Origin of the sequence: Paenibacillus favisporus (assembly GCF_040545415.1) — a bacterium.
GTDB lineage: Bacteria > Bacillota > Bacilli > Paenibacillales > Paenibacillaceae > Paenibacillus_AQ > Paenibacillus_AQ favisporus.
This window is the reverse complement of the sequence record NZ_JBEPLV010000002.1, coordinates 180,518-197,730: the sequence shown is the minus strand read 5'-3', so window position 1 is coordinate 197,730 and position 17,213 is coordinate 180,518. Positions and strand designations below refer to the sequence as shown.

The 17,213-nt window shown below is 53.9% G+C and carries 17 protein-coding genes; 7 read left to right on the top strand and 10 right to left on the bottom strand.

Going from position 1 to position 17,213, the window contains the following annotated elements; all coding sequences use genetic code 11:
• Nucleotides 1-73: 73 nt before the first annotated feature.
• From ABID47_RS08945 to ABID47_RS08920, 6 genes are read left to right on the top strand one after another with little or no spacing between them, the layout of a single operon-like run.
• Nucleotides 74-1,441, top strand: coding sequence for a YheC/YheD family endospore coat-associated protein (locus ABID47_RS08945; protein WP_116232259.1), 1,368 nt, complete (start codon nt 74-76; stop codon nt 1,439-1,441).
• An 11-nt stretch (nt 1,442-1,452) separates the two neighbouring features.
• On the top strand, nt 1,453-2,574 hold the full coding sequence (locus tag ABID47_RS08940; protein ID WP_354496003.1) for a YheC/YheD family endospore coat-associated protein: 1,122 nt from the start codon (nt 1,453-1,455) through the stop codon (nt 2,572-2,574).
• A complete protein-coding gene (locus tag ABID47_RS08935; RefSeq protein WP_076170481.1) occupies nt 2,574-3,950 on the top strand; it encodes a YheC/YheD family endospore coat-associated protein in 1,377 nt (458 codons plus the stop codon). The genes ABID47_RS08940 and ABID47_RS08935 overlap by 1 nt, the downstream gene beginning before the upstream one ends.
• Nucleotides 3,951-3,952: 2 nt before the next feature.
• Entirely contained in the window at nt 3,953-5,059 is a 1,107-nt protein-coding gene (locus ABID47_RS08930) for a YheC/YheD family endospore coat-associated protein (RefSeq protein WP_354497273.1), read from the top strand.
• A gap of 22 nt (nt 5,060-5,081) precedes the next feature.
• Nucleotides 5,082-5,603 carry a GNAT family N-acetyltransferase gene (locus tag ABID47_RS08925; protein ID WP_354496001.1) on the top strand — a complete coding sequence of 174 codons (522 nt, stop codon included), beginning with the start codon at nt 5,082-5,084 and terminating at the stop codon, nt 5,601-5,603.
• Nucleotides 5,585-6,718 carry a YheC/YheD family endospore coat-associated protein gene (locus ABID47_RS08920; RefSeq protein WP_354495998.1) on the top strand — a complete coding sequence of 378 codons (1,134 nt, stop codon included), beginning with the start codon at nt 5,585-5,587 and terminating at the stop codon, nt 6,716-6,718. The genes ABID47_RS08925 and ABID47_RS08920 overlap by 19 nt, the downstream gene beginning before the upstream one ends.
• Before the next feature lie 62 nt (nt 6,719-6,780).
• Here the strand turns inward: ABID47_RS08920 and ABID47_RS08915 are convergent, their stop codons facing one another.
• The 10 genes from ABID47_RS08915 to ABID47_RS08870 all read right to left on the bottom strand — a co-directional run bounded on the left by ABID47_RS08915 (nt 6,781) and on the right by ABID47_RS08870 (nt 16,297).
• Nucleotides 6,781-7,467 carry an HAD family hydrolase gene (locus ABID47_RS08915; protein ID WP_354495995.1) on the bottom strand — a complete coding sequence of 229 codons (687 nt, stop codon included), beginning with the start codon at nt 7,465-7,467 and terminating at the stop codon, nt 6,781-6,783.
• Nucleotides 7,468-7,589: 122 nt separating this feature from the next.
• A complete protein-coding gene (locus ABID47_RS08910) occupies nt 7,590-8,159 on the bottom strand; it encodes a manganese catalase family protein (RefSeq protein WP_116232253.1) in 570 nt (189 codons plus the stop codon).
• Nucleotides 8,160-8,194: 35 nt separating this feature from the next.
• Nucleotides 8,195-8,470 carry a spore coat protein CotJB gene (locus tag ABID47_RS08905; RefSeq protein ID WP_076170486.1) on the bottom strand — a complete coding sequence of 92 codons (276 nt, stop codon included), beginning with the start codon at nt 8,468-8,470 and terminating at the stop codon, nt 8,195-8,197.
• On the bottom strand, nt 8,454-8,696 hold the full coding sequence (locus ABID47_RS08900; protein WP_145136083.1) for a spore coat associated protein CotJA: 243 nt from the start codon (nt 8,694-8,696) through the stop codon (nt 8,454-8,456). The genes ABID47_RS08905 and ABID47_RS08900 overlap by 17 nt, the downstream gene beginning before the upstream one ends.
• Before the next feature lie 246 nt (nt 8,697-8,942).
• Nucleotides 8,943-9,974: a sporulation integral membrane protein YtvI gene (gene ytvI, locus ABID47_RS08895; protein WP_076170488.1), complete on the bottom strand. Its 1,032-nt coding sequence runs from the start codon at nt 9,972-9,974 to the stop codon at nt 8,943-8,945.
• 10 nt (nt 9,975-9,984) lie between these two features.
• Nucleotides 9,985-11,328 (bottom strand): hemolysin family protein, encoded by a 1,344-nt coding sequence (locus ABID47_RS08890; protein WP_397351435.1) that lies wholly within the window; start codon nt 11,326-11,328, stop codon nt 9,985-9,987.
• 34 nt (nt 11,329-11,362) lie between these two features.
• A complete protein-coding gene (yfkAB, locus tag ABID47_RS08885) occupies nt 11,363-12,496 on the bottom strand; it encodes a radical SAM/CxCxxxxC motif protein YfkAB (RefSeq protein ID WP_354495991.1) in 1,134 nt (377 codons plus the stop codon).
• A 298-nt stretch (nt 12,497-12,794) separates the two neighbouring features.
• Nucleotides 12,795-13,877 (bottom strand): HD-GYP domain-containing protein, encoded by a 1,083-nt coding sequence (locus ABID47_RS08880; RefSeq protein ID WP_354497271.1) that lies wholly within the window; start codon nt 13,875-13,877, stop codon nt 12,795-12,797.
• A gap of 134 nt (nt 13,878-14,011) precedes the next feature.
• Nucleotides 14,012-14,839, bottom strand: a complete 828-nt coding sequence (locus tag ABID47_RS08875) for an undecaprenyl-diphosphate phosphatase (protein WP_076170492.1) — start codon at nt 14,837-14,839, stop codon at nt 14,012-14,014.
• A 21-nt stretch (nt 14,840-14,860) separates the two neighbouring features.
• Complete coding sequence (locus ABID47_RS08870) at nt 14,861-16,297, bottom strand: bifunctional metallophosphatase/5'-nucleotidase (RefSeq protein ID WP_435530614.1); 1,437 nt, start codon at nt 16,295-16,297, stop codon at nt 14,861-14,863.
• Between the two features lie 130 nt (nt 16,298-16,427).
• Here ABID47_RS08870 and moaD point away from each other — a divergent pair, with 130 nt between their 5' ends.
• Nucleotides 16,428-17,156 (top strand): molybdopterin converting factor subunit 1, encoded by a 729-nt coding sequence (gene moaD / locus ABID47_RS08865; protein WP_354495986.1) that lies wholly within the window; start codon nt 16,428-16,430, stop codon nt 17,154-17,156.
• Nucleotides 17,157-17,213: the final 57 nt, after the last annotated feature.

The following is a 17,213-nucleotide window of genomic DNA, read 5'->3' as shown; positions in this document are numbered from 1 at the left end:
CATTACATGCAATATTGCAGATGCTCCTTATCTGCCCTGTAGACATCAAGTTGTTGTTGGAAGGAGATCCACGATGTCCAAAAAAAAGCTACCGGTCCAAACGTTCAGCCCGGGCATTGTGAAAGAAAACACCGTCATGCTCGGCGAGAGACTGATCAAACAGTGGAAGATTCCCACCGACCGGCCTCTGCAGCTGTCCTTTGGTTCCTTTAGACAAGAGATCACCGTTATTTCCGCAGCAAAATATTCCGGCCTGCGCATCAGCGAGCCACTGGCCCGCAAAATGGGCTTAGCGTCCCGTCCCGTGCTCCGAGTGGCATACAGCTCATCCAGCAAAACGCTTAGGCTGGGTCCGCTCATCAGTGTCCTGATCAGCCGGGATTATCCTGACACACCGGAAAAGCCGTTCGGTTCCATTTCCATGTTCTGCAGGGAACTCGTCAACGCCTGCCGCAAGCAGGGTGCATACGTATACTTCTTCACTCCGAATCACATCACCGAGAGTGCAAGCAGCATACAGGGCTGGATCTATGACGGCGGATGGCGCCAGACAACGATGCCTATCGCAGATGTCATCAATAACCGCCTGACGACACGCAAAATGGAGAATAAACCTAGCGTACAGCATTTTATGAAAGAAGTAAAATCCCGCTACGGGAGCCACATATTCAACGAAAAGTTTTTGGACAAAAATGAAGTGTTCGACACGCTGAAGCAGGACTCCTCCTTATCCCGGCTGATGCCGGAATCGCACCTGCTGACCGGCTATTCCATCCTGAAGAAGATGTGCAGCCAGTATCCGGTCGTGTTTCTGAAACCGGTGCGGGGCAGCCTCGGCAAAGGGATCATCCGGATCTCCAGGCAGTCTGACGGCACTTACCAAACTTTGGCAACATCGGTTGGCGGACCCAAAAAACAAAGCTATCCCAACCTTAACAAACTGTTTACCAACGTCTCCGGAAAGATGAAAAGCACCCGCTACCAAATTCAGCAGGGCTTGACGCTCATCGACCACAGCAAACGGCCCATCGATTTCCGGGCGCTCGTCCAAAAGAACGGGCTCGGCAAATGGAGCGTGACCTCGGTCGTAGCCCGGATCGCGGGCGGGAACCATTTTGTCTCGAACCTCGCCAGAGGCGGAACCCTCAGCACCGTAAAGGAAGCTGTGAACCGCTGCGCCCTCCCGCCGGCCGTGAAAAGCACCGCACACGCCAAGCTGCAGCGGGCTTCGCTGGACATTGCCAAAGGCCTGGATGCGCTGCTGCCCGCTCATTTCGGTGAACTCGGCATCGACCTGGCCATGGATACCTCCGGTAAAATATGGCTGCTCGAGGTCAATTCCAAGCCTTCCAAAAACGACAATACGCCGCTCCATGAACAGAAAATAAGGCCTTCCGTCAAACGCCTGCTGGAATACTGCGCCTTCTTGTCAGGGTTTTAGGAGGTGCCGCGATGACAACAACCACAATCGGAACCATTGGGATCCTAAGTTCCTCCACACCGGGCTCCCCTCCCTTCTCGGGAGAAGGATACGCCCGCCGATTGGCTATGGCCGGCCGGAAATACGGTATTCAGGTCGTCGTTTTTTGCCCTGACGGCGTGCCGGAGGGACAGGAGAGCATCCACGGATATATCTTCAGCAATGGGGCGTGGCACGCTGTCACGATCCCCTTTCCGGATATCGTCTACGACCGCTGTTTTCCGCAGCGAGGCAGCGAATACCGGGCAGCGGCGAGGCTGTTGGCGGACGCCCCTACAGGGAAGAAATGGATCCTGTGGTCCCGCGGACTTCCCGGGAAAGGGCAGGTGGACCAAGTGCTCCGGAAGGAGCCCGGCTTGCTGCCGTTTCTTCCCCCGACTGCCGTCTATCGCGGGAGCAGCCAATTGCTGCGCTCCTTGGAGAAATATGACGGCGAGCTGTTCATGAAGCCGATGAGCGGATCCCAGGGAAAAAATACGCTTCGCGTCACACGTCATGCTGCAGACGGATCTCTGACGATCCGGGGAAGAAGCGCAGGCAACCTGCCGTTTGTGAAGCACTTCGACGATGCGCGCTGCGGCCTGGCATGGATCCGAAGGTTTACCGGGGAGCGTTCGTACCTGATTCAGCCCTTCCTGCATTTGTACAGCGCAGACGGCGCCCCTTTTGACGTTAGAGTGCTGATGCAAAAAAATGAAACGGGTTCGTGGATGCATACCGGCATGGCGCTGCGCCTGGGCAACCCGGACAGCATTACCTCAAACCTTCACGGCGGAGGAAAACCTCTGTCTGTCCTGCCTTTTCTGACCGAACAATTCGGGGCTGACCGGGCAGAACACATAAGGGATCGTCTTCATAATCTGTCGGAGAAGATTCCGCCGATTCTGGAAAGCCGTTATGGCCGGCTCGGAGAACTGGGTATCGATTTTGGCATTGATACGAAAGGGAGAATCTGGCTGCTTGAAGTCAATTCCAAACCGGGGCGCACCTCCTTCCGGCACATTGGGGAACCAGGCAGCGATGTTCTCGCTACGGAAAATCCGCTCCGTTATGCCCGCTATTTATTGCTTCGACAACTTAGGAGGGTAAATTGATGAGTTTGACATTTTGTAATGTTCATTTTTCGCAGCAGCCCGAGAAAGTCGTCTACATTTCGAATTCGCTGATGAAAAGCCTCAAGCTGTCCGGCAAAAAAAATATTCAGCTCCGTCTGGGAAAAGACATGGTTAACGCAACCGTTAAGCCCATAAAAAAGACGGGTAAGCATCTGTTCCTCAGCTCCGGTGTCCGAAGCGGCATTCACGTTCCAAACGCCGGCGGGGTCATGCTGAGAAACCTCCAGGAGGACGAAGTCCAGCTCGGTCCTCTGATCGGCGTGCTCTCGGATGGACCCAGCACGTCGCCATCGCAGCCGTTCGCTTCCCGGACGAATTTTATCAAACAGCTTCTCCGTGAGGGGAAAAGGAAATCGTATATTTTCGCCTTTACGCCCAAGGACATCAACTGGCAGCAGGAGACGGTCCGGGGCTATTTTCTGAACGACAACGGCACCTTTTACCGCAAAACCGTACCGCTGCCCGATGTCGTCTACAACCGCCTCCCGAGCCGGAAAGCGGAAACCTCCTCTTCCATCAATCAGCTCAGAGAGCGGCTGACACGCAAGAGAATCCCGTTCTTTAACTGGAGCTTCTTCAACAAATCCGACATCTACCGCCTGCTTGAAGACGACAACACGGTGAACCGGTACGTGCCCGAATCCCATATCAACCCTTCCCCGGAACGGATCAAGGATATGCTTGAAAGGCATCAGTTTCTGTACTATAAGCCTTCCGCAGGAAGTTTGGGTAAAGGCATCTATCGTTTGACTTACCTCCCGAAAAGGGGATATTTCGCCCGTTATCGCAAGGGAGGCGGCAACGTCCTGCTTCGTTTCAGCAACTTCAACAGCTTGATGCGGATGCTTAAATCCAGACATGGCCGCACCTTGGAAACGTATGTCATTCAGCAGGGAATCCGGCTGGTCGAAATCGACAACTGCCCGATCGACTTCCGCTTCCATATGCATAAGAACGGCAGCAACAAATGGGTTGTTGTCGGTGTCGGCGCCAAAAAGGCCGGCCGCGGCAGCGTAACGACCCACCTGAAGAATGGCGGATCCCTCCTTACTCCTGAACAGGCATTGAGCCGGACCTTTGGCGACAGATCCGATGAGGTGCTGCAAAACGCCAAAAAAGTCGCGATTACCCTGGCCGAAGCGATTGAGTTCCATCACCAGCATCTCCTTGGAGAAATCGGTTTTGACCTGGGTATCGACCAAGACGAGAAAGTGTGGATGTTTGAAGCGAACGCCAAGCCGGGCCGTTCCATTTTCAGCCATCCTTCCCTCAAGGCGGAAGGCAAGGCATCTGTAGAGCATATTCTTGAACACTGCCTGTATTTGAGCAAGTTCCGCAGGAGGGATGTGGAGTGAACATCCGGAGTCATACCGACAACAAACCCGTAGTGGCCATCCTGACCATGTCGGATTCCCACGGTTATTTCCGGGGAAATCAACAGAATTTTGAAGATATTGTCAAGACGGGACAGAAAATGGGATTTCCTGTCTATGTAGTCACAGCTAAAGATCTGAAGCTGACGGAGGATCGGATCAAGGGATTTACGCTGAATGATGAGGAAACCTGGGAACAGCAGTATTTTCCGCTGCCCCAGGTCATCTATAACCGGATTCCGCAGCGTGAAGACGAACTCCGGCCCGCTGTGCGCCAGAAAATCAAGGAATGCATGAAACATCCATCCATTTCGCTGTTCAATCCGCACTTTTTTAACAAATGGCATCTGTTCGAATGGCTCAGAAGCTCCAAAGCGACGGAGCATCTGGTGCCGAAAACCAAACGCTTCACAAGCGTGAGCACGCTGCAGAAAATGCTTGAGCGTTATCCCTGCCTCTACCTCAAGCCCGAAAGCGGAAAAGCCGGAAAAGGCATTATGATGCTGAGATACCAGAGGGACAAACTGCTTCCCTACCGGCTCAAAGTTCAGCACCACCGATCCAGCACCACATACAAAACGCGGAATCTGTACCGCCTCTGGGCACGGATCAAAAGCGAAACCGGCAGCGCACGCTACATTATTCAGCAGGGCATCGAGCTCGCATCCGTCAACAACCGGCACTTTGACCTAAGGGCGCTGCTGCAAAAAAACAACAAAGGCTTATGGGGCGTTACCGGTGTCGGAGCCAGAATGGCGGGTTCTAAGAGCATTACGACCCATGTGCCGAGAGGCGGTACGATCGAGGATCCCAGCAAGCTCCTGTCCGATGTATTCGGATCCGAGATGTCGGCCGTGATCCTGAACCGCGTCCGAACGACGGCGATCATCATCGCCCGCCAGATTGAGAAGGCTTCCGGCTACGAACATGGAGAGATGTCGATGGACCTCGGGATTGATGAGTCAGGAAATATCTGGTTCTTTGAGGCAAACGCCAAGCCGATGAAATTCGATGAACCGCATATCCGGAAGCGGTCTCTCAAGCGAATTTTCCAATACAGCGAATATCTCTCCAATCAACCTAAAATGTAATTGCAAGGGAAGTGATTGACAGGTGCAGATCTTAACGATAACCCCAACCCGTGAAGATTGGCTGCGCCAGCACGCCAAAATTCTCAAATTTGTGTTTGAACACGGTGGAAATCAGGCGGCGCGCGCGGAGTTCATTCTTCTTGCCCGATTGACGGCGGAACAGCTTGCTGCGCCGGGAACCTCACTTATGGCCGCAACCGTCCGGTGCGAAGACGGGGAACGTCTGGCCGGTGTCAGCTTTGTATCGGGCTACGGGACCGAGGGGTGTCTTGTCGTCGTCCATCCGCTGTACCGCGGAAGAGGGATCGGCACCTCCCTTCTTGCCTCGCAGCTGCGGCAGTTAGGCTCCATGCGATGCGAGGCTCTTCTGAGCCGGCTTCCTTTTGTTAAAATGTGCTTTCGCGCCGGGCTTCACGCCGTCGCCGTCCACCAGGGGGCTGCCGGAGAGCCTGCCCTGGTCATGGAGGGGCCGTGTGGAGATCCGGATGGTGCATCCATTACTCTGACCCAAGAAGGTGATCCCCTGTGCCGCTACCCGTGTTAGGCATCTTGACGCTATATCTGAACGAGCATAAGCATTTGGAGGAAAAACCGATCTATCAGAAAATGATCGTTGAAGGCGGCAAGCTGGGACTTGACGTATTTGTGTTTACCCCGATGGACGTCAGCGACAGCAAGAAAAAAATCTTTGCCATGGAATACGACGCAAAGCAAAAGAAGTGGACCCGGCGATGGAGAAACTTCCCGGATATGATTTACGACCGGTGCCGCATCCAGAAGAGCCCCCGCTTTGCCCAGCTTCTGCAGTTCCGGAGCCGGTACAGCAAAATGCTGTTTCTGAACAAACCGCTCCGCAACAAATGGACCATTCACGAGGTGCTGTCCAAAAAGGCGGAATTCCGGAAGTTTCTGCCGGAAACGCGCCTGTATCACGGTCTGACAGACGTCCACCAAATGCTGAAGAACAGGTCTGTCGTGTTTTTAAAACCGATCAACGGTACCGGCGGGCGGGGTATTTTACGGATTGAAAAATTAAAGGCTGCTTCCCAGTACTACATTCAAGGACGGAATCAGCAGCGGAAAATCATCTCTCCGCAAAAAATCCACGCTTCCCGGCTCGGCGCCATCCTGAGCGGCTGGAATATGAAGGACCGGTATTTGATCCAGGAAGGCATCGCCGTGGAGCTTTCCGACGGCCGGGTTCATGACTACCGCATGCTGGTGCAGAAAAACAAGGAGGGGCAATGGCAGCTGACCGGCATTGCTGGCCGGGTGGGGGCGCCGCGAAGCGTCACCTCCAACCTGCACGGTGGCGGAAGAGCCGTGCCCGCTCATCAAATGCTGTCTTCTTGGATCACGGATGAGGAGCAGCGGCAGGAAGTGATCTCGACGGCAGGCAAGATGGGCGTGGACATCGCCGCCTATCTGGAGCACCAGTACGGACCGCTGTGCGAGCTGGCGCTCGATCTCGCCATCAACCGGAAAGGCCGGATTTACCTGCTCGAAGTGAATCCCAAACCCGCGAGGGAAGTATTCTCCCAGATCGGCGAGCCCGAACTGTACCGCACGGCCATCACCAGACCGTTGGAATACGCCCTGTGGGTTTACAAGCAGAAGACGGAAACCGCCGACACTAAAGAAAACAAACCGCAGCTCTAGCGCGGTTTGTTTTTCTTTATATGCAGCTATGATTATTCCTTCTTAGGCGGCTCATCGCCGATTTACACCGATGAGGCATACAGCCCCAGAAGTTCGTCAAACGAGCTGATGAGGACGTCGGACCCTGCCAGTTCATCAGGGTTTCCAAACCCGGCGTATTGGCATCCGATGACGGCGAGGCCGTTCTTCCGGCCGGCTTCCACATCCGAAGATCGGTCGCCCACCATCCATGCCGTGCTTACGCCTTCGTGCTGAAGCAGTAATTCCACCAGATGCACCTTTGATTTGGTTCCGTGCTCCCCGGCACTGTACAGGCCGTCAAAAAGGTCCAGAATGCCGTGGGCCTCCGCGATCCCCTTTACGTAATGCTCCAGCCCGTTGCTTGCTACATACAGGCGCACGCCCTGCTCCTTCAACCGTGCCAGCGTATCCTTCACGCCGGGATAGAGCTCGGTGTTCCCTGCCTTGAGCCCCTCCAATTCCAGCTGGAGAAGGAGCTCGTTAGCACGCGCATGGGCACGTTCACTGCCGTCCGGCATGACTACTTTCCAAATGTCCTCCAGCAGCATCCCGAGACTGCCCATCATCCGTTCCGCCGGGGGCGTCGGTGCCGTATACAGCCCCTCCCCCCGCAGCTTGTCGAACAACTGCTGATGGGCCGGCAGCAGCAGCGACTCGGTTTTGAACAGCGTGCCGTCCATGTCGAACAATATCGCCTGCGGCTTGTTCAATGACTTCTCTTTGTCCATCGGTTATCTTCCCTTTCATTGCCTGCTTTAATGCGCAATACTCAGTATCACCCAATTACAAGCCTATGATAAGGGAAGTGCCAAGCCTTGTAAACTTCGGTCGTTCATAAAAAAGGTTACCTTTAGAAGAACCGTTTTTTACCCCGGTCATCTTTAATGATCTCCACGGCCTCCCGGAACCGGGTCGAATGGACGATTTCCCGCTCCCGAAGGAACTTCAATCCGTCCTGCAGGTCCACGTCATCCGTCATGTCAATCAGCCACTGGTATGTAGCCCTGGCCTTTTCTTCTGCGGCGATGTCCTCATACAAATCGGCGAGCGGATCGCCTTTGGCCTGAATGTACGCCGCCGTCCATGGGACCCCGGCTGCATTTTGGTAGAACAAAGCTTTGTCATGGTTGACATAGTGGTCTGCGAGTCCGGCCGCCTTCAGCTGATCCGGCGTCGCGTCCTTTGTCAATTTATAAACCATGGTAGCAATCATTTCCAGATGGGCAAATTCTTCCGTGCCGATGTCGTTGAGAATGCCGATGACCTTATCCGGGATGGTGTACCGTTGATTCAAATATCTCAAGGCAGCGGCCAATTCCCCGTCGGCACCGCCGTACTGCTCCAGCAGCAACCGGGCCATATATGGATCACACTTGCCGACCCTGACCGGATACTGCAGCTTTTTTTCATATATCCACATGCGGGACATTCGCCTCCTTTAGATTCTTTTGCCGGTTACACCTGCCATGGCCACGGGGCCTGCGGCCATTCAAACGGGAACTTTGAATAGGCATGGCCGAAATGCATCAACGGTCCATAGGATTCCTGAAACTCCCGGACGATCGGGATCCGCTCCTGGGCGAGCCGGTTGTACTGCTCGATGCTTTTTAAATCGTCCGGATGCGTATCCAGGAACAGATTCAGCTCGACCAAGGCAAAATCGATCATCTGCAGCTTTTCAAGCAGCTCGTAATAGCGCTGATCCACCGCCGGTTTAGACTGGTTCTCCATCACTCCCCACCTCCTCCACTCTTTTGCTTTTAGATTCATAAGGGCTGTAAAGGTTCGGCCAAAGCGTTCCCAGCTTCAGCGCCTCGGCGAGGCTGAATTGCGGCCAGTCCAGAGGCTGGAACACGATATACTGGTTGGGCGGGACGACGTACGTCCTGTAAGGCAGCGGCGGGCACGGATCAAACGGGCCAATGAAAGGCTTATACACTCGTACCTGTGAGTTCACCACTTGCTCCTCCTTTTTGTTGTCCATACTAAAGTCGCTGATTTCCCTCGAGAAGACGAAAAATCAGACACTCTTCGTAATTAAACATATGACCCATCCGCGGAATCTGAACAAAAAAGTTCATGGGACAACAAAAAGACCCCTGATTTGCGGTCGATTTACCGCCAAGGGGTCAGTGCAAAGGACTCTAGCAGCTCCTCTCGAAGCACTGGATGAAGCGCGAGCCTTCAATAAGATGATGAACTTTTAAAATCTGATCTTGATCTGGAACAGTCCTGCTTTCCGGACCGCCGAATAAATAATGACCACCAGCGGGCCGATAAATACGCCGATCACGCCGACGAGCTTGAAGCCGATATACATGCTCACCAGAGCCGACAGGGCGCCGATGCCGACCGAATCGCCAATGATCTTGGGCTCGACCACCCGGCGGGCAATCGTAATGACCCCAAACAGGAGCATCAGCCCAAAGCCGGTATAAGAGTCGCCCACGATAAACAGGTATACCGCCCAGGGAATCAGCACCGAGCCGACCCCCAGAATCGGCAAAATATCGACGACCATGATCAGCAGGGCGATCGCCAGCGGGTAATGAATGTCGAGGATAAGCAGCCCCGTGAGCGTCAATACATAGGTAAAAGCGCTCAGGATCATCTGGGCCTGAATAAAGCCGAAGATGGACCGCTTCAGGCTGTGCAGCACCTCGTTGATCTGGTCTTGGGTCTCCTCCTCGAACAGGGATAGAATCCCTGCCTTGATCGTCTCCAGTCCAAAGCTGAACAGATAGACAGCGACAAAGAAAACCACCAAAAACACGAACGTGCCCGGGATGCCCTTGGCAAAAGATAAAAAGGTTGACGACAACGAGTTGATGAGCGACTCGGCGTATGACGTCAGATTGGTCAGCATTTCCCTCAGGCTCTCGGCCAGCTCCGGCTGAAACCGGTCAAACAGCCCTCTCGCCTGGATCAGCGTCGTCTGCACGAAATCGTCGGCCGACGCAAAGTATGCCGGCGCATTCTTCCAGTATTCCAGCAGCTGGGCGAAAACCTGAAAACCCAGCATGTACACCAAAAGAAGAATCATGAGCATAAACAACGTACATGTAAGCGAAGCGGCAGCGACACGGTTCCATTTCAGCCTCCCGATCAGCATCCGGTTGATCGGCTCCAGCGAAACGGCCACGAGCGCAGCCAGTACAAATGGGGCGCCTGCCGTAAACAGCAAATACAGCAGGAGCAGTCCCACACCGACGAACACCAGCTGTTTGCCAGTCATGCTTCACTCCTTAATCCCCGTTATCCGTCCCTTCCTGTTCCTCCTCGTCGATGACTTCCGTATCGGCAACGCGGTGAATGTTAACCCGGGTAATCCGGAGCTTGGTCGATTCCTCGACCTCAAACACGAAATTGCTCACCTGGACCTTTTTGCCTTTTACCGGATTGCCTTCCAGCTCCTTGAACAGCCAGCCGCCGATCGAATCAACCTCGTCATCCTCAATGATGACGCCGGTCAGATCGTTGACATCCTCGATCAGCATCCGCCCGTCAACCGAGATGACATCCTCCTGGATTTCGACATCGGGACGCTCGTCCTCAAATTCGTCATAGAGCTCCCCGACGATTTCTTCGAGGATCTCTTCGGCCGTCAGCATGCCGGCCGTGCCGCCGTATTCGTCGACGACCAGCGTCAGCTGGGCATGCTTCTTCTGCATGAGGCGCAGCACATGGCTGATTTCCATCGACTCCGGCACGTTCAGAATCGGACGGACCAGCGAGGTCAGCTCCTTCTGGTGCTCGGCGTCGGCCAGAAGAAAATCGGTAATATGCACAAATCCGATAATCTGGTCCTTGTCCTCCACGGCGACAGGATAACGGGAATGCTTCGTATCACTGATGATTTGCAGGTTCTCTTCCAGCGTATTCGTCGTGTACAGGCAGTCCATATCCGTCCGTGGGAGCATAATTTCGCGCGCCAGCAGGTCGGAGAACTCAAAGATGTTGTCCATCAGCTTCATCTCGTCCTTATCGATGACCCCGCTTTTGGCGCTCTGATTCATTAATATGCGGATTTCCTCTTCAGAATGCGCAGCTTCTGCTTCGCTGGCCGGATGAACGCCGAACAAGCGAAGCAATCCGTTGGCGGAAGCGTTGAGCAGCCAAATGAAAGGGAAAAATATTTTATAAAAGGCCATCAGCGGCGCGGACAGCAGCAGGGCGGCCCCTTCCGTCTTCTGAATGGCAAGCGACTTGGGAGCCAGTTCCCCAAGCACGATATGTAAGAAAGTAATGACACAGAACCCGAGCACCACGGATACGGTGGCGATGAGCGTTCTGTCGGTAATTCCCATTTTATACATCAAGGGCTCTACCAGTAGTTCCGAAATGGCCGGCTCCCCGATCCAGCCGAGACCGAGGGATGCCAGCGTAATGCCGAATTGGGTAGCGGACAAATAAGCGTCCAGTTTGTTGTTCACCCGGAGCGCATAGCCGGCCAGCCGGTTGCCTTCGCTGACCAGCTGCGTCAGCCGGGACTGCCTCATTTTTACAAGCGAAAATTCGGCGGCCACAAACACGCCGTTAAAAAATACCAGCAGCAGAACAAAAAAGAGGTTTAAAAGCAATTTGCCTATTTCTAACTCCCCGTCCAATGACAACGCCCCATTTCTATAATAAGTTCGCTTTTTTCACGGTAAAATCGGTATCTTTATAATACATGTCCTTCACGAGCAGATTCGGACCGCAGCAGCCCACAGCGTCGCAATGGCAGTTCACCGTCTTGTTCAGCGGATGCCCGGTTTGCCACGCATTAAAGATGTCGTCGAGGCGGCCGGTTTGAATATTGCCAAACGCCGGGATATCGGAAAAGTCGGTGACGTAGACGTCGCCCGAGAACAAATTGACGTTGACGCGGTTGCGGCCGTCAGGATCGTTGCGCACGGTAACGTTCGGGGCATCCGCAAGCCTGCGGATCAGCTTCAGATCTTCGTGAATATCGCTGCACGCGAAGAACGGGAGCGTTCCGAACAGCATCCACATCTGCGGATCGCGAACATCCAGCAAGCTGTGGATCGCCTTGCGCGTCTCATCCAATGAAAGCATAGGAAGCTCCGTGGCAAAATTGGAGGCATACATCGGATGCACTTCATGGCGGCGGCAGCCCATCTCCCCGATTAGTTTGTGAATTCCTGCAAGCTTTGTATGCGTCCGGTAATTAATCATGGATTCTGCCGAAATGAACATGCCCGCTTCGCTCAGCTTCAGGGCGTTCTCCATCATTTTGTCATACATGCGGTAGGCGGTTTCCTTCGGAACCGGATGGTTGCTGTTGGCGAAGCCCACCTCATGGAAATCGTCTCCGTTCAAATAGTTGAACGAAATATGCATCACGTCAAGGTACGGCAGCATCGCTTCATATCTGCTGATATCCAGCGTCAAATTGGAGTTGATCTGCGTGCGGACTCCCCGGTCCTGAGCATATTTGAGCAGAGGGACGATGACCTCTTTCACCGTCTTCTCCCGGAAGGAGGGCTCGCCTCCGGTCAGGCTGATCGTCTGCAGATGCTCTACCTCGTCCAGTCGCCGCAGCATCAAATCCAGCGGAAGAAATTCTGCCTCTTTCATAACGAGCATATCACCGACCGCACAGTGCTCGCAGCGCATATTGCACAAATGCGTCACCGTCATTTCGACACTGGTCAGCACATGCCGGCCATATGTACGAAGGGATTCAATCGGATCCCATGGGTCGTTGCTCGGAGATAAGGGGGCAAGTGCTCCCCGGGTATTTACACTATTCATTATTTACTCACCTTATTTCTTTATTTAACCCAAAACACGGTTTTTGTGTAACCTTTATTTTCCAGACCGAGCGCAGTCCGATTGTCTCAGGATGAATATGTCATTCCTTCTATCATACCATGAAGCGCGAAAAATCTCTCTGTCTGAATAGGTATGCCGGGACAAGAAGAAAAAAGACCCCTAAACCGGCGGCTCCTGCGGGCAGCAGGGAAATCGAATTTCCACTGCATCCATTACTGCCCGATACCGCTCGCTTTATGGGTCTTCCGGTCATGACAAATCCTAATTTCTGCTCTCCCTAATCCCCGAGAACACCGTCAATAATAACGGAGAGCGACTGGGACAGATCCACCTCGTAAGGGGCCTTAAGCGGCACCCCTTCCGGATCCTGCAAAATGCGGACCACGGGACGGTGGGGCATATGGGCGTGAATTTTCGACACCACTCCCGTCTCCCCGGTACTCAGCTTAACCGACAAGCCAGGCGGATAGATCGCCACTTTATCCCGGAACAGCTCCAGCTTCTTTTGGTCGTACAAGGTACCTGCCCCGCCGTACAGCACTTCAGCGGCCTGATGCGGAAGCATCGCAGGCCGGTACACCCTGTGCGAGGTCATCGCATCGTAGGAGTCGGCTAGCGCCACCCACTGGGCATATTGGTGAATATCATCACCCTTGATGCCGCGCGGATAACCTGACCCGTTAATCCGTTCATGATGCTGAAAGGCGCAGTGCGCGGCCAGGAGCGGAATATTCGGCTCGTCCTTCAGGATTTTAAAGCCGATTTGGGCATGCGCCTGCATGAGTCGGAATTCCTCATCATCCAGCTTTTGCGGCTTGAACAGCACTTTTTGGGGAATTTGGGTTTTTCCGATGTCATGCAGCAGCGAACCCAGCCCCAGCACCATCAGCTGGTCCTGCGTATAACCGCTCGCAATCCCCAGCACAAGTGAATATACGCACACATTTAAGGAATGCTTATATAAGTAATGATCTGCGGTGTTCATGTCCATCAGCATGATCATGCAGTCCTCCTGGGAACTGACATCCTCAAGAATGGACTCCATCACCTTGGAGAACTGCTTTCCCAGATGGTGATACCCTCCAGTAATCGGAGAGGCTTCGGATAACCGCTGAAAATTGACGCGAATCTTCTGAAGAGCCTGACGCCTCGTTTCCTCCCGGAGCATTTCGGGGATATCGATGCCTTCCGTCAGATGATCTTCCACATAAATATAACCGATGTCCAGCTTTTGCAGGCGGCTGATCAGCAAGGAGGTGAGCTCCACGCCTTCCGCGAGAAGCACAACACCTTCGTCGCTGTATATCTTTTTGCCGATTTTCATTCCCTGCTGCAGCATCGGAACGGGTACCAAACGCAACACGATCCACTCCTGCCTAAAATCACGGCCGCCCGGTTATTGCTTCCCAGGTCCGTTTACCTAGTTTCCCCATGCCATCCTATGTAGCTCATTCACGCTATATGGAATTAGTCCATCACATTACGGTTCTTGAATCAGCGCATAACGAACAGCCAGAACACGGCGGCAAGCACAAACCGGTAAATGGCGAAATGGGTCAGACGAATTTTTTGAATCAATTTCATAAAAGCAAGCACAACGACATAGGCCACCACAAAAGCTACGATAAATCCGATGACGAACATGCCGATCGTATCCTTGGTCATATACTTGTACGAATCCAGCATCTCATAGCCGGAAGCGGCGCACATGATCGGAATCGCGATCAGGAACGAGAAATCGGCCGACGCCTTGTAGCTTGCCCCGCTCAGCATCCCACCGGAAATCGTAGATCCCGAACGCGAAAATCCCGGCCATACGACAGATAAAATTTGATAAAGCCCGATCAACAGCACCTGCTTGTACGACAGGTCATCCATCGTTTCGGCGGTGATTCTGGCTTTGGACTTGTTAAACCACTCGGCAAAAATCATGAAGATCCCGCCCACGATCAGCGCCCAGATGACCGTATTTGCGCTGAACAGGCTCTTGATAAAGTCCCTGGCAAAAAAGGCCACAATGAGTGCAGGGGCGATCCCGATGATAACATGCAGCAGATTCAGCTTCTTGCCGGACCGCAGGCTTCCGGATTCGGGCATGGTCCGCTTGATGCCCAGCAGATCCAGAATCCGTCTCCAATAGACGAGGGCGATCGCCAGAATGGCCCCCAGCTGAATAACGATTTCAAAGGTTTTCATAATGGGGTCCTGCTCATCATAGCCCAAGAGCTTGGACGTCAATATCATGTGCCCCGTTGAAGAGACCGGAATAAATTCCGTAACCCCCTCCACAATCCCCAAGATAATTGCAGTAATGGTATCCATTTCTTCCTCCTCTGGTCCTTCTTAAACAACCTCGATCCAACGGTGCTTGCCGCAGGTATCCAGACTTCCGGGACGCTGGAGCTCAAGTCTCAGCAGGTCCCGCAAAAACTCGGGAAGCAAGTATTTCGGATCTTTCCCCCGAGAAATCTGCTCATATCCCGTCCCGAACGTAAACATGTCCAACGTTCCAACGGTGTACATCCGGTCGTCCCGCAGCGGCTCCCCCTGAAGCGAAATTTGAACAATCCTATCATAAGGGATGCGGCTTGGATCGTACAAGACTTCAATTCCGTCCACCGCGATATTGCCGAGTACATTGCCGCGGAACCCGAATCCCCGGATTTCCTTGCTCCAATATTCCGGCAGGAGGCTCTCCTCCAGGCTTCGCCGGATATGCTCCCCTTTGAGGCTGATCACGCAGGGATTAATCGGAGATGGGCAGAGCTCGTGAAGGAGTCCCGCCGTAATTTCCCCTTCCGGCAGATCGCCCAGCAGCTGCCCCGTGTTGACGAGTGACAGCTCCGCGCCGGTAAACTGACGGACCGACTGCGCCAGCAAATTGCCGAACGGCGACTCTCCCGTATGCGTCAGGGACAGCGACCGGTCCGTAACCGCCACAGGCTCTTTCAGGGCTTCTTCGGCCCGCTCGCGATGAATACCAAGGGCACGGGACACCGTTTCATCCAAAAGGCCGGTATCGACCGGCTGGCATCCTCCCTCGATGACACGGAAACGGCCGTCATCCTGTTGAGTCATGACGACCTTACCGACGTATTGACCGTACTTTCCCGCACCGCACAGCACCGTATCACCAATCCGCAGCGGCTCTTCCAGCAGATGGTGGGTATGCCCGCCGAGAATCAGGTCGATACCCGAAATCCGTTCTGCCATCAGTCGGTCGGTAGACAGCCCGAGGTGGGATAAAACGATCACGATGTCGGCCTCCGGACGCAGCGCCTCCACCTGCTCCTGCAACGCTTGCAGCGGCTCCAGGGCATCCCAGCCGAGCAGCTTGTAGAAGTCGGAGAACGGGGCCGTAGCTCCCGTCAGCCCGATCCGGATTCCGTCCTTGTCCAGAATGACGCGTTTCTTCATCCATGCGGGTGGCGCTGAGCTGAGCTGCTCATGGATGTTGCAGCAAATAACCGGGGACTGCAGGCCCGCATATAGGCGTTCCAGCACGTCCGGGGTAAATGTCAGCCCCTCATTGTTCCCGATCGTCACCGCCTCATATCCCGTTAAATTCAATATGTCGATGTTCGTCTGGCCCATCGTCCCCTCGGTTTCGACGGCCGTCCGGTCCATATGATCTCCTATATCCACCAGTAAAAGAGGACTCTCCGCCGCCTGAGCGCGTTCGGCGGCAGCCAGGGCTGCAATGGAACTAACCGTTTCAAAGTGGCTGTGTATATCATTCGTATGCAGGATTGTAATCGATTTTGCCTGGTTCTGCAGCATCATTGGGTAACCTCCCCTTTCACTGTTCTCGCCTTGTTAGGCCCAAATGCTCCTAGGGATAAGCATAACATTTTCAAGGTGGATATGGTATATTGAAGACATGAACTACCACGCCCGAGGAGAGAAAGAAATGCAGCTTGATATTCGATTGTTTGCCGGTCTTGCAGAACGGCTCCAAACCTCTGTTTTACCTTTGTCCGTCGAAGGGGAATCCATCACAGCCGACGGCTTGAAACAAAAGCTGACCGAATTGTACCCGGAGGCTGCCGCGCAGATCTCCGTTTCTTTTGTTGCCGTTAATCAGAATTATGCGCCGGGTGACGCGCTTATTACGGAAGGTGACGAAGTCGCCCTGATTCCGCCCGTATCGGGCGGAGACGGAAGTAGCTCAGTACAGGAAGCATCAGCAGACGGCTTATACTGTATTACCGATCAGCCGCTGTCCGTTGATGAGGTGACGTCCAAGGTGCTGGACGACAACCATGGCGCCACGCTGTCTTTTGTGGGGACAACCCGGGAAATGACGGGTGAGCAGCGCACCGTTCACTTGGAATACGATGCGTATATCCCGATGGCACTGGCGCAGCTTGAATTAATCGGCCGTGAAATTTCCGAACGTTGGCCGGGCACGCGCTGTGCGATTTCGCACCGGATCGGTACGGTCGATGTGAAAGAGATCAGCGTCATCATCGCGGTATCGACCGGGCACCGGGAGGCTTGTTATGAAGCGAGCCGGTATGCGATTGAGAAGCTCAAACAGTCCGTGCCCATTTGGAAGAAGGAAATTTGGGAGGACGGGTCGGAATGGAAGGGACATCAAAAGGGGCCGTGGGACCCGACGCTCCCCCCCTCCGTCTAAGAAGAGTTCGTTGATAATCCATATTTTTCTTGCTAATATAGATTTCAAAACAATAGG

Coding starts and splice junctions, on each gene's coding strand:
- ABID47_RS08945 (WP_116232259.1), top strand. CDS start 74: ATGTCCAAAAAAAAGCTACCGGTCCAAACGTTCAGCCCGGGCATTGTG.
- ABID47_RS08940 (WP_354496003.1), top strand. CDS start 1,453: ATGACAACAACCACAATCGGAACCATTGGGATCCTAAGTTCCTCCACA.
- ABID47_RS08935 (WP_076170481.1), top strand. CDS start 2,574: ATGAGTTTGACATTTTGTAATGTTCATTTTTCGCAGCAGCCCGAGAAA.
- ABID47_RS08915 (WP_354495995.1), bottom strand. CDS start 7,467: ATGGACAAAGAGAAGTCATTGAACAAGCCGCAGGCGATATTGTTCGAC.
- ABID47_RS08910 (WP_116232253.1), bottom strand. CDS start 8,159: ATGTGGATATATGAAAAAAAGCTGCAGTATCCGGTCAGGGTCGGCAAG.
- ABID47_RS08905 (WP_076170486.1), bottom strand. CDS start 8,470: ATGGAGAACCAGTCTAAACCGGCGGTGGATCAGCGCTATTACGAGCTG.
- ytvI (WP_076170488.1), bottom strand. CDS start 9,974: ATGACTGGCAAACAGCTGGTGTTCGTCGGTGTGGGACTGCTCCTGCTG.
- yfkAB (WP_354495991.1), bottom strand. CDS start 12,496: ATGAATAGTGTAAATACCCGGGGAGCACTTGCCCCCTTATCTCCGAGC.
- ABID47_RS08875 (WP_076170492.1), bottom strand. CDS start 14,839: ATGGATACCATTACTGCAATTATCTTGGGGATTGTGGAGGGGGTTACG.
- ABID47_RS08870 (WP_435530614.1), bottom strand. CDS start 16,297: ATGCTGCAGAACCAGGCAAAATCGATTACAATCCTGCATACGAATGAT.
- moaD (WP_354495986.1), top strand. CDS start 16,428: ATGCAGCTTGATATTCGATTGTTTGCCGGTCTTGCAGAACGGCTCCAA.